Origin of the sequence: Pedobacter planticolens (assembly GCF_014172375.1) — a bacterium.
Taxonomy (GTDB): domain Bacteria; phylum Bacteroidota; class Bacteroidia; order Sphingobacteriales; family Sphingobacteriaceae; genus Pedobacter; species Pedobacter planticolens.
Genome location: NZ_WNXD01000002.1, coordinates 1,550,128 through 1,561,935 on the forward strand (window position 1 = coordinate 1,550,128; position 11,808 = coordinate 1,561,935).

At 36.1% G+C, this 11,808-nt stretch carries 10 protein-coding genes; 1 reads left to right on the top strand and 9 read right to left on the bottom strand.

Features of this window, described 5'->3' with window-relative positions; translation table 11 throughout:
• Positions 1-25: 25 nt before the first annotated feature.
• Both GM921_RS15565 and GM921_RS15570 read right to left on the bottom strand, forming a co-directional pair.
• A complete protein-coding gene (locus tag GM921_RS15565; RefSeq protein ID WP_182923555.1) occupies positions 26-247 on the bottom strand; it encodes a helix-turn-helix domain-containing protein in 222 nt (73 codons plus the stop codon).
• A gap of 472 nt (positions 248-719) precedes the next feature.
• Positions 720-1,148, bottom strand: a complete 429-nt coding sequence (locus GM921_RS15570) for a hypothetical protein (RefSeq protein ID WP_182923556.1) — start codon at positions 1,146-1,148, stop codon at positions 720-722.
• Between the two features lie 357 nt (positions 1,149-1,505).
• Between GM921_RS15570 and GM921_RS15575 the strand changes: the two genes are divergently transcribed.
• The gene (locus tag GM921_RS15575) at positions 1,506-2,309 is read left to right on the top strand and encodes a LytTR family transcriptional regulator DNA-binding domain-containing protein (protein ID WP_182923557.1); all 804 of its coding nucleotides are present in this window, start codon (positions 1,506-1,508) and stop codon (positions 2,307-2,309) included.
• Positions 2,310-3,178: 869 nt separating this feature from the next.
• Here the strand turns inward: GM921_RS15575 and GM921_RS15580 are convergent.
• From GM921_RS15580 to GM921_RS15610, 7 genes are all read right to left on the bottom strand, one after another.
• Positions 3,179-3,385 (bottom strand): hypothetical protein, encoded by a 207-nt coding sequence (locus tag GM921_RS15580; protein ID WP_182923558.1) that lies wholly within the window; start codon positions 3,383-3,385, stop codon positions 3,179-3,181.
• A gap of 255 nt (positions 3,386-3,640) precedes the next feature.
• On the bottom strand, positions 3,641-4,855 hold the full coding sequence (locus GM921_RS15585; protein ID WP_182923559.1) for an AGE family epimerase/isomerase: 1,215 nt from the start codon (positions 4,853-4,855) through the stop codon (positions 3,641-3,643).
• Positions 4,856-4,860: 5 nt separating this feature from the next.
• Positions 4,861-6,078 carry a glycoside hydrolase family 130 protein gene (locus GM921_RS15590; protein ID WP_182923560.1) on the bottom strand — a complete coding sequence of 406 codons (1,218 nt, stop codon included), beginning with the start codon at positions 6,076-6,078 and terminating at the stop codon, positions 4,861-4,863.
• Between the two features lie 18 nt (positions 6,079-6,096).
• Positions 6,097-7,851, bottom strand: a complete 1,755-nt coding sequence (locus GM921_RS15595) for a sodium:solute symporter family protein (protein WP_235969849.1) — start codon at positions 7,849-7,851, stop codon at positions 6,097-6,099.
• 79 nt (positions 7,852-7,930) lie between these two features.
• A complete protein-coding gene (locus GM921_RS15600) occupies positions 7,931-9,070 on the bottom strand; it encodes a glycoside hydrolase family 26 protein (protein WP_182923562.1) in 1,140 nt (379 codons plus the stop codon).
• Between the two features lie 15 nt (positions 9,071-9,085).
• Positions 9,086-10,117 (bottom strand): IPT/TIG domain-containing protein, encoded by a 1,032-nt coding sequence (locus GM921_RS15605; RefSeq protein WP_182923563.1) that lies wholly within the window; start codon positions 10,115-10,117, stop codon positions 9,086-9,088.
• A 31-nt stretch (positions 10,118-10,148) separates the two neighbouring features.
• Positions 10,149-11,801: a RagB/SusD family nutrient uptake outer membrane protein gene (locus tag GM921_RS15610; protein ID WP_182923564.1), complete on the bottom strand. Its 1,653-nt coding sequence runs from the start codon at positions 11,799-11,801 to the stop codon at positions 10,149-10,151.
• Between the last annotated feature and the right edge of the window lie 7 nt (positions 11,802-11,808).

Here is an 11,808-nt window from a genome sequence, read left to right on the forward strand (position 1 = left end):
TTTACAGCTGTCGATTAGTGCTGAATTAAAAATCAAATAAATCACTCATAGTTATTTCAAGCGCATCGGCTATTTGTTTAAGGAGATAACTTGAGGCATTTACCCTGCCTGTTTCTATTCTACTAATGCTTTGAAAATCTTTATTAATAAGCGCAGATAGTTGCGCCTGAGTTAAACCCTTTGCTTCACGTAAGTTTGCTATCCGTTTACCTAAATTTTTTTTAAAAATTTCAAGATCATTTGTCATGACGCAAACTCAAAAGATTTTTAACTAAACAACTAAACATATTTGTTTAGTTGTTGTTTTATTATTATATTTGAGTTGTGTAAATAGAGATTAAAGAGCTATGATAATTTGAGTTTATTTTGTCACGTTAGTTTAGTCTAGAATCTGCTAGTCAGAATAAGTTCTTTGCATAAGTGGGCGGTATATTGGTTAATAGTAAAAGTTGATAACCGCCTGCTTTTGTTTTATAAAATGATTGGTTATCATTTTCTTAAGTAAGAAGAATAAAGGGCTAAGATAGGCGGATATAAAAAAAATCAGATAAGGAAAGCCTTATAATGCCACAAAATCAATACTAAAAGTTGGGGCAGTTAATTGCTGCACCCATCTTTTGCTAGTTTTCTCGCTTGTATTCTCAATAAAAACAGATCATTTGTCATTTAATAATAAACAATGTCTGGTAAGTAGCGATTTAGTGAACTTACTTGATTAATTAATAATAATTGTTAGAGATGAGTAATGCAGGTTTTAAGATTTCTATTGGCTGATAAGCAATATTAATTTCTAATGTGCCACTTGCTCTATATCCTGTATTGCCTCCAGAACTAGCCGTAAGTGTGCTTTTATGCCAAATGATTTTTCCTTGCTCATCACTATTGCTATTTCTAGCTTTGTTGAGAATAATTAGTAATCTGTTTTCAATAGCAAAACTAGTATTAAAAGTTATAAGAGGTTTGGCTCTCGCATCTATACACTTAAGAAAACACAACTGATTAACACTTAGCTCGAAGTGATTATTCATCCAATAATCAAAATCATTTAGCACTAAATCTGCTTCAATTTTTAAAACCTCATCGTTTAAATTATAGAGGTCGTGTTGCAAGGCGAGGAAGTCTGCATTGGTAAATGGAAATTTTTTCATTGTAAATTAGGTTAATAGTAAGCCATCAAATTAGAATTTCGAACATATCTTTTGAAAAGAATGTAGCCTTTATTTTGCTGAACGATGTCTTTATTTTTGATAAGCGATGTATCACGATAATTAAATAACTTATAGTTAATATTTATTATAGCTGAAACTTAATTACGGTTAAGTAAACCTCATCATTATGTCGCATATACTGATAATTCTTAGAAGAAATCATCCTTATTTTAAGCACTCATAAAATCTTTTATATATTGATAGCTATTTGTATGTTTTTTTGATCAGCCAAGCCTGTTAAACGTATAAATTTTCAATCTATGTAAATCATTATACACATCATTTAATATGTCTCTTATGAAAAAACAACATTGGTATAAAGCTGCTGGCACAGTTAAATATCCCAATTACCTAACCAAACTATCATTTGCCTTATTAGCTGCACACCTACTTATTGTTTACGAAGACAGGCATACGTATGCAGTTATTTTTACAAATTCATATTATTATACTGCATTAGTAATTAATACACTAATGGCTTATGTCTTAATTTCAATTGTTTTTAGGGTTACTCGTTTTCTAGATTACTACTATCCTTGGGGGAGAAGTTATAGTATAAGGATGCGACGACAGTTAGTTGGGGGTGTATTTTTCCCAATTTTACCAGCAATTGTATTGGCAACAGTTTACTTTGCCTACTATGAAATTAATATTTTAAATACGGTTTATTTTAGCCGCTATCTGCAACAAATTGTATTGATGCTTATTATATTAAATGCTTATTTGTTTTATCACTGGAACAAGTTGAATAAACAAAAAAGCATTCCAAAAGCACTTTTAGAGGATTTCGGAAATGAACTAATTACACAAGAAGCATTTACTAATATTGCTTGTGTTTTTATTGAAGACAAAAATTGTTTTGCTTATAATTTCAACGGAGAGAAAATTATTTGGAAAGACACCTTAACAAAAAGTATCAATTACCTACCTCCAAGTCAATTTTATATGATAAAACGTTCATTCATTATAAATAAGGCAGCCATTGGAAAAATTAGTATTATTAGCTCAAGAAAGACAAAAATTAGTTTAAAACCGCCTTTAGATCTAGAACTTGATATAAGTCAACGAGAAAATGCTGGATTTAAGAAATGGGTAGTTTAGGCGCGTTTCGGTAGAGATATTGCGTTTTTCTCGATGAGAAAAGGGCTTCGACCGATGAGAAATGTCGATTTACCCCCTCTGCTTTAAGTGTTCGCTTTTTTTCGGTCCCTATCTAGCGCAAGCATCTCGCTTGTGCTATAGTTAAATAAGAATTCAGCATACTGTAAATGTATGCTGAACTTTTTTGTTTTAAAGGCAATTTTAACTTTTCAAAAAAAACTTATATTCGATGTCACAAGCAGAATGCTTGCACCAGAGGGGGACCTGAGTTTTTAAAATGGATTTAAGTGATCCTTTGGAACACTTAAACCAAACGGGAGAAGCAAGAGCAACTACTTCAAATGCCGTAGAAAGTACTAGAACAATAAGTGAGAAACAAAAAAATAAATGAGTAGTTAATGGACAATGAATTTTTATATAGTTTTTTAAGCTTTCTAGCTTCAGGTTTACTATTTATAGAAAATCGAAGGTATATAAGACATAAGAAGAAAAACAACGAATTAAATAGCTATGATATCGGAATGGTTATTCCAAGGAATTGGATACTGATTGTTTTTTTTACCCTTTTAGGAATTTATTATTTGTTCAAATACTTATTTAATGATTAGCCGATTATGAATTTTTCCCCTCTGGTTTAAGTGTTCGCTTTTTTGCGGTCACTTAAATTATAACTTAAAGTACGAAGACTTTGTCTGGAAATAATTCTGGAACACTTAAACCAAACGGTGGAATATGCTTATCATGATCATCATTTTAATCTATTCGGTAAAAGTGGCATAAATAGGTATAAAACGTCAAAAAATTGTTGTTTTGAGACATATGTGTAACAATGGTGTAAAACCTGTACGTATTTGGTTAAAACAGTTTAGTTAGGTACGTTTAGGTACGGAAATTTGGTTTTTCCCGATGCGCAAAGAGCTTTTCTCATCACGCAAAGGGCTTTTCCCATTACGCAAAGAGCTTTTCTCATCACGCAAAGGGCTTTTCCCATTACGCAAAGAGCTTTTCCCATTACGCAAAGGACATTTCCCATCACGCAAAGGGCTTTTCCCATTACGCAAAAGAGCTTTTCCCATCACGCAAAGGACATTTCCCATCACGCAAAAGACTTTTTCCATTGGGAAAAACGGAAAAATAGAGGCGAAAATAACACTTATATTCAAGTGTTATTCACTTAGCGTATTCCTAATTCTTTACGTTATAAGTTATTTGGATACTAAAAAGGAGATTGCCACGGTTTGTGGAGGGCAAACCTCGCAAAGTCGGGCTTAATCGAACACTATCGAATTACGATCCCGTATCGAGTACGGGATGACAGTAGAAAAACAAAATTACACGGGATGGTTTCCGTGTAATTTAATACGCTTCATGATTTCTAAGCAAGCTCTGCCATTATGATAAGGACATTTCCAAAAGCCGGCTTTGTCTTCGCTTTGTAGTAGCGAATAGTCCTCATTTATGCCCCAATACCATTCACCGTTCTTTTTATCTTTTAGGTAGTTTTTAATAAATGCCCAGCTTTGTAAAGAATGATGTAAGTATTTTTCATCCCCGCTTAATTGAAAGGCATTGAAAAACCCAACCATTGCTTCTGCTTGTGGCCACCAATGCATTTCTTTTACCCAATGCTTTGTTGTAGTATCGTATTCATACCAAAGTCCGCCATTTTTATCCAAGCCCTTTTTTGTAGCATCACTTAGTTGCAAGGCAATAGTTTTAAAAATTGCAATTTCTGCTTCGTCTTCTATACTTTCTGCGGCTTCTTGCAAAAGCCAGGCTGCTTCAATGTCGTGTCCAAAAGAAGTGACTGTAGATTTTACTTCCCATTTGGCAGTAAAAAATAAATGTAGGTGGCTTGTTTTTTGATCAATGATATGTTCCTTAAAATTAGTTAACAATCTATTGATAACAATTTTTAATGTTTCATCTGGCCAAATGGTATACAAATTCGCATAGGCTTCTACCACATGCAAATGGGTATTCATTGATTTTTGTTCATTCTGATCTTTATCACTTAATCGGAGATCTTCTTTCAATTTCCAATCTACTGAAAAGGCTTCCAAATACCCGAAATAAAGAGGGTCGAAACTGTATTTCTCCATCAATGTAAATGTACCTTTGGCGAGTGCTAAGGCTTTTGTATTTGCGGTAATTTTATAATATTCGGCCAATGCGTACACGGTAAAAGCTTGTCCGTAAATCTGCTTTTTCCCATCTAATAATTCTCCAGTATAGGTTATCGACCAATAGAAGCCGCCATTTTTGGTGTCTAAAAAATGTTTAGTTAAATAATCGAAAGCTCTATTCGCCATACTTAAATAAGCAGCTTTTTTGGTCAGTTGATAAGCTGACGAAAACGTATACAGTATTCTGGTAGTTAAAACTAATCCTTTTGGGGCATGGGGAGTTGAAATATTATCATTATCAATCTTTCCATAAAAACCACCGTTTTCTTCGTCAATGGTATACGTGATCCACCACTGCAATAGCTCGTCTAATTCAGTTTCAACTTCTTCGGCATAGGTTTTTAGTAAGGCTAAGTTCATTGATGTTAATGAGCAGATTCTCCATTCAAATGTACGGCTATCGGATGCTTTTCTGTTAAACTTTTATTCTGATCAATGATATTTATAATCGTTTCCACAGAAGCGGCAGAGCGCAAACCATCTGCTGGATTATTCATCACATAATCTGTAAGCTGTTGTAGGGTGCTGGTGGCTACATGCATCCGCGTATCTGAAGAAGCATAATAAATGTATACAGTTCCATCGGCATCAGCAATCCAGCCATTGCTGAAAACCACATTTGATACATCACCAATCCGTTCTTCGGCTTCTGGAGCTAAAAAATAACCAGCAGGTTTGTGAGTTACTTTAGTTAGGTCAGTCAAATCAGTCATGAATAGATACAACACATAGCGTAAACCCGCAGCCGTGTTTCTAACGCCATGCGCTAAATGTAACCAGCCTTGAGGGGTTTTAATTGGGGCAGGACCAAGTCCATTTTTTGCTTCGTAAACCGTATGGTATACTTTTTTATCAATGACAATTTCTTTTGTAATGGTTGCATTTTCTATGGTTGAAGAAAGACCAAAGCCAATTCCGCCACCATTGCCAGCTTCTACAAATCCATCTTGCGGACGTGTATAAAAAGCATATTTTCCTTGTACAAACTCTGGATGCAAAACGACATTGCGTTGCTGCGGTGAGGGTGTTTTAAGATCGGCTAATCGTTCCCATTTTACTAAATCTTTGGTTCGGGCTATTCCACACTGTGCAATAGCCGCAGACTGATCCCCTTCGTTAGCCGAATGATCTCTTCGTTCGGTACAAAATAATCCATAGATCCATCCATCTTCATGAGCAACTAATCGGATATCGTAAATATTAGTGTCAGGAATAGCTGTTTCAGGCATCACCAAGGGATATTCCCAAAAGCGGAAATTGTCTATCCCGTTAGGGCTTTCGGCTACCGCGAAGAAAGACTTTCTGTCGTTTCCTTCCACTCGTGCTACCAAAACATACCCATTTTTCCATTTAATAGCTCCAGCATTGAGTACGGCATTTATGCCAAAGCGTTCTATTAAATTCGGGTTGGTGTGTGGATTTAAATCATATTTCCAATTGAATGGGACATGAGCAGCGGTTAAAACAGCATTTTTATAACGATTGAATACTCCATTGCTAGGTTCAATCATTTTATTAGGTACTTTAATCAGTTCTTCTTGATGTAAAGCGAGTTGAGCAATACGTTGTTCGAAAGTTTTCATCGGTATATAGTGTTTTTCTTAATCTTCTAATCTGTTCCACCACGTTCTTTTTAAAATGAAGATGATGACGGCCAATACGGCTATTGTTATCCATAAAGGAGCATACATTCCTGTAATTAAATACATAGGGAAAATGGTGAGGCAAAGCTGGGCAATAATGCCTAGGGCTACATTGGACATATCCAATGTAAAGTTTTTGTTGGCTTCGAAAGCGGGATCTTCCGCTATCACTAAGGCATGGATAGGTTTCCAAAAGCCCCAAGGTCTTACTGTTTTATAAAATGACTTAAGTACCGTAGTTTCGGTAGGCGGGGCGGTATAGGTGCCAATTAAACAGCCAATAATTGACAATACAAAAAGCAATGGCCACCAGTATAAAGGTAGTCCTGTAGTTACATACGGCATCAGTAAAGCCGCACCAACGCCAACTGCCATACCCCAGAAAAACCCGTTTGCATTAAAGCGCCACCAATACCATTTTAAACAGTTTGCCGCTACATAACCGCCATATAAACCACCTACTATCCATTGCAGAATATCATTTACGTTATGTGCTAAAAAACCAAAGAATATACCTACTAATACTACAACTATACCTACGATATAATTCATAGACATGATCTTTTTAGTAGGTGCATTTGGATTGATATATTTTAAATAAATATCATTAACGATGTAAGCTTGAGCGGCATTTAATGTTCCGCTAAAGGTGCCCATAAATGCACCAAGTAAGCCTGTAAGCACTAGACCCAATACACCAACAGGTAAAAAGTTATTAATTGTTGCTGGTAAAATGCGTTCAAAATCTGTTACTCCATCGGGCCCTTTTAGGTACAATTGATTGTAGTACAGTAGTGCTAAAACAGTTAATCCCGTAATCATAGCATAACGGATAGGCAATAAAATGATACTCACAAATCCTGTCATTTTACTTGCTTCTTTGGGGCTACGCGTACTCAATACTTTTTGCATATCGTAATTTGGCGCAGGACCAGCAAGCGAGGCAAAAATACCCTTCATCAACATCATCATAAAGAAAATGCCGAACAAACTAAAACCATCATCTGCAATCTTTTTATTGGCATCGGCGGCAATCTTACTCCAATCCAAGTTTAACTTCCAGCTAAAGAAAGGGTCATTCCATCCCTTTGGTACGTTTAACGTTTGCCCATGTAAATGCTGTACGGCGATAACGCCAATGGCAACACAAGCAATCGTCATGATTAAATATTTAATTGCATCACCTAAAACGATACTGTGCATACCACCTATAATAGAATAGAACATGGCAAATAATGTAAATACCATGCCATAAAAATGAGGGACATATTTATCCGTTATGTGAAAAGGGACATAGTCTTTTACCATATCCCATGGGATGAAAACTTGTACAAATTTACCTAGCCCTACAAAACCATAAGCCAAGAAACCTAAACAACTAATTAAGGCAAACGCAATAACAATGACATGTGAACTCTGTACGCCTTTTCCAGTTAATCCAAATCTGGTTTTTAACCATTCGGCACCTGTTGTTGCATTTGATCTTCTTAACCATTTGGATAAGAACATCATCATAAAAACCTGATTGAAAACAGGCCACAACCACGGGATCCAAATGCTTTTAAATCCGTACACAAAACAGAGCGCAACCATCCACATGGTGCCACTAATGTCAAACATATCACTGGCATCACTTAATCCTAGCATATACCAAGGCAATTTTTTGCCGCCCATTAGGTAGCTTTCTTTATCTTGCTTTGCTTTATTTCTCATATAAAACCCTATGAGAACCATGGTTAGTAAGTAGGCAACTAGAATTAAAATGTCTATGAGTTGTAGTTTCATCTGTGCATTAATGTGATTGATATATTTTCTTTAAGCCTAGTCTCTTTTCGAATAAGATGCGGTCTGTTTGGTAAAATTTTTTGAAATCGCTTTCAGATACTTGCCCTTTAAATGGAGCGTAATAATGCATCTTTTTCATGGAAGGGACATAGCCTGCATTACGCCACACCAAAACATAAGAAAGTTCAAAACCGTTAAGGGCTGGTAATAAAGTTTCTGTCCACCATGTTGCATCAGGAACGGCTTCATATCCAGTTTCTGCAAAAGCAGCTAATTTGTTTTTCTGTTTCGCAATTTTAGAAAGGATATTTAATTCATATCGAACGGTATCGACAAATGCTTTTTTATCTTGGTTTTCGAATTGATATAAATCGAAACTGACTACATCTACTACATCATCGCCAGGATAACGTTCTAAAAATTCTTTTTCATTGGCAAAACCATTGGTATTATATACAATGATGAGGTTATGCAATTTTTTCTTGTTTCGTAAATAATCAACCGTAAAGCGCCAAGCTTTTTTTAACTCAGCAGGAGAGGAAGCGTTTTTACCCCACCAAAACCAATTGCCAGTTAACTCATGAAAAGGACGAAACAGAATAGGAATGGCTTCATTTTTACTTCCTTTTAAACTACCCATAAATTTGGCTGATTTATCTAACCAAGAAACATACACTTGATGTTTTGAGCCTCCAGGTAAAATAGACGCTAGTGAATTTTTAGTCGTATCCCAAGAAGATCCGCCAGTTAAGGGATTATCAAAGTGCCAGCTTAAGGTAATTGCAGCTCCTTTTTTATAACCACCTTGAATGTATTTTTTCATGTTGCTGAAAGGAACGCCATCAATATTTTTTAATGAATCATGTTCAATTCGAGCCATATCCCAACCGTAAATAGCAGGATAATCATTTACAATGTCTTTGATATCACTTTTGCCAGCAACATATTTCCAGTTTACGCCATAGGCCAAATCATCCTGATGACCAAATAGTGTATACCGTTTACTTAACTTGTGTAGATTTTTATACAGCGCAACTGTTTCTTTTGTGGCGAGTTTATCACTTAAGGATTGAGCATAGCTTGCACCACTTCCAAAAAAAAGTAAGCTGCTAAAAATGCTTGTTAAAATAATCCTGTTTAGTTTCATATAGAGAACCACTAATTAATAGAAACCAACATCATCAATGTAAATTGTCGCTGCAATGCCGCTAAACTCTTGAAAAGTAAGGTATTCGATGATTGCTGGATTTCCAATATTAATTAAAGGGACTTGATATTCGGTCCATTTTCCTTCATTTAGAATCATATCGTAAGTGCCTGATGTTAGGCCTAAATTAGAAGACGATACTCTAACTTTTTTGCCTTGTGTACCTGGACCACCATACATAGATAGTTTTACGAAAGTATAACCTGCTGTTGGGAATTTGGCTACTAACCTAAACCTTACTGCAGAAAATGCTTTGTGCACCACTTTTATCGCTGTAGTACCTCTTCTTACAATTTCGGTATTGGCAAGATCTAAAGAGGTAAAAGAGAAAGAGGTGTTTGTCCACACATTTTTTAAGCCATCATCATAAATAAAATGTTTCAGTCCGAAGGTTTTATCTGTAGTAACTGTGCCTACTGGTGTGCTAACCACTACTGCGCCATACGTAACGCCAGTAGGTACTTTTACTTTAATTTCTGTTTGCGTGCTGGAAACAACGGTTGCGTTAACGCCATTGATAGTAACGCCGGTAACACCTTTAAAATAATTGCCATTGATGGTCACGTCGTCACCCGGATTTCCTGCCGCAGGATCAAAACCTGTAATGGTTGGAGGTGGTTGCTTAATTTGGAAATTCAGGGTTGCTGTACCATATTTCGTTGTTACTGTAATCGGGTTATTGATAGGGTCTGTTAGTTGAGCTGGGATTTTAACCGTTATCGTATTATCATCGCCATAAATTAACGAATCTTTAGCTAACGTACCGTTAAAATCGACTTTATAGGTAGTGCTTAAATTAGTTCCTTTAATAACAATCCATTCTCCATATCCAATCGAGCTTATTGCCGTATTCCTATCGTTTAGATTAGTTACCGCACTCAATGTAGGTGGCGCAGTGTTTACTGCTTTATCCTTTTTACAAGCTCCCAAAAGCAAAAATAGCATCGCACAGAGAGCGAAGGGGCTTATTAATAGCGATTTTTTCATATTCATAAATTTAAGTTATGATTAATATTTCTTACCAATCAAGGTTGTTTTTTCCTCCGATGGCTTTGTTAGAATTCAATTCGTTCAATGGGAGAGGTAATAATAAGTTCTTTCTAGCACGAACCTTTGAAATGTTGTTCTGTCCAGTTCCTATTTTATTCATTACCTGTAAATAAATACCCCATCTAATCAAGTCAAAACGTCTGATTCCTTCTAAATTAAGCTCACGAGCACGTTCTGCTAAAACATAACTGCGGAATTGCTCTGGAGTCATTCCAGTTGGCGCATAAGCTGCTGGAACAGGTACTGCTGGAGTGCCTGTAGTTGGAAAAGATCGGAAGCGAACAGTGTTTAAGGCATCATAAGCTGCAGTTGTAGCACCATTTACTTCATTTTCGGCCTCTGCATACATTAACAATACTTCTGAATACCTTAACAAAGGGAAGAAAGCATCACTATTAGCCACAGTTGGATCTGCTACTGCGCTATATTTAATGGTATACGCTCTTTCTGAAGTAGCAGTGTTACTATTGTTATAGGTTACTCCATTTACTACTTTGTAAAGTGCAGATTGTGCAAAAGGGTAAAAAATATTGGTTCCTTGTAATGTGGTGTAATTGTGCGTAATTCCATCCAATACTCTTTTATCCTCAATATCGTAATCGTTGTAATGATTATTGGTCGTCCAAACAGCGCCTTGTCCGAATGTTGAACGAGCAGGAAAATAAGCGCTTAAATTATTGATAAATGCTGTTCCGGCAAGCGATTGTAACTCCCACATTTGTTCCTTATTGTTTCTTCCCGCAATACTCCATAAGTCTTTCCAGCTTGGTGTTAATGCATACAAATTACTGCTGATTACTTCTGCAGCTTTATCTCTCGCTAAGGTGTAAAGTGCTTTTGAATCCATTCCTTCATGACCTGCTACTATATTTTTAGCGTACGTATAATAGCCGTTATCAGTTCCGCCACGTACTGTAACATTGCCCGTTGCTGCGCCAGAAGCCATTGTTAAATAGGTTTTAGCTAAAAAAGCTTTGGCTACACCCTGATTAACTCTTCCTGCTTCACCAGCTTTAGGATGGCCTAATGGGAATAAATTGGTTTCGGCAGATTTGAAATCACTAATAATCACATCATAGGTTTCTTTTACTGTAGCACGAGGTACATTTACTTCTGGGTTTTCTGCCGATAAAGCTTTTAAACGAATAGGTACACCGCCATACAATTGTACCAGTTGAAAATAGGCCCATCCTCTTAAAAAGTAAGCTTCTCCCAAAATCCTTTTCTTTACATCTGCATCCATATTGGTGATGGAAGGGACATTTTCTAATACCGTATTTGCTCTCGCGATAATGGTATAACATCCAATCCATGGTGCTTGCCAGCCAAAATAAGCCTGCGGGTTTCCAGCACCAGTTGTTCCCAAAAACCAATCGGCTCCAGATACATGGTCATCATCTAAAATGGTGATGTTCCAAAACGGTTGTAAGTATAAATCATACGTATACAATTCGGCATATACCCCATTAATTGCTGCTTTTGCATCACTTTCGTTTTTATAAAAATTCTCTGGTGAATAAAAAGAATAGGGTGTTTCTTGTAATGCTTTTTTGCAAGAGCTAATGCTAAGCACACTTAGGCCAGTAACAAATGCTATAAAATATGTTGAAATCGCTTTCATATTATAT

Bases quoted from the DNA above. Each gene is read 5' to 3' on its own strand.
- GM921_RS15605 (WP_182923563.1), bottom strand. From the start codon at position 10,117: ATGAAAAAATCGCTATTAATAAGCCCCTTCGCTCTCTGTGCGATGCTA.
- GM921_RS15590 (WP_182923560.1), bottom strand. From the start codon at position 6,078: ATGAAAACTTTCGAACAACGTATTGCTCAACTCGCTTTACATCAAGAA.
- GM921_RS15585 (WP_182923559.1), bottom strand. From the start codon at position 4,855: ATGAACTTAGCCTTACTAAAAACCTATGCCGAAGAAGTTGAAACTGAA.
- GM921_RS15570 (WP_182923556.1), bottom strand. From the start codon at position 1,148: ATGAAAAAATTTCCATTTACCAATGCAGACTTCCTCGCCTTGCAACAC.
- GM921_RS15580 (WP_182923558.1), bottom strand. From the start codon at position 3,385: ATGGGAAAAGCTCTTTTGCGTAATGGGAAAAGCCCTTTGCGTGATGGG.
- GM921_RS15600 (WP_182923562.1), bottom strand. From the start codon at position 9,070: ATGAAACTAAACAGGATTATTTTAACAAGCATTTTTAGCAGCTTACTT.
- GM921_RS15595 (WP_235969849.1), bottom strand. From the start codon at position 7,851: ATGAGAAATAAAGCAAAGCAAGATAAAGAAAGCTACCTAATGGGCGGC.
- GM921_RS15565 (WP_182923555.1), bottom strand. From the start codon at position 247: ATGACAAATGATCTTGAAATTTTTAAAAAAAATTTAGGTAAACGGATA.
- GM921_RS15610 (WP_182923564.1), bottom strand. From the start codon at position 11,801: ATGAAAGCGATTTCAACATATTTTATAGCATTTGTTACTGGCCTAAGT.
- GM921_RS15575 (WP_182923557.1), top strand. From the start codon at position 1,506: ATGAAAAAACAACATTGGTATAAAGCTGCTGGCACAGTTAAATATCCC.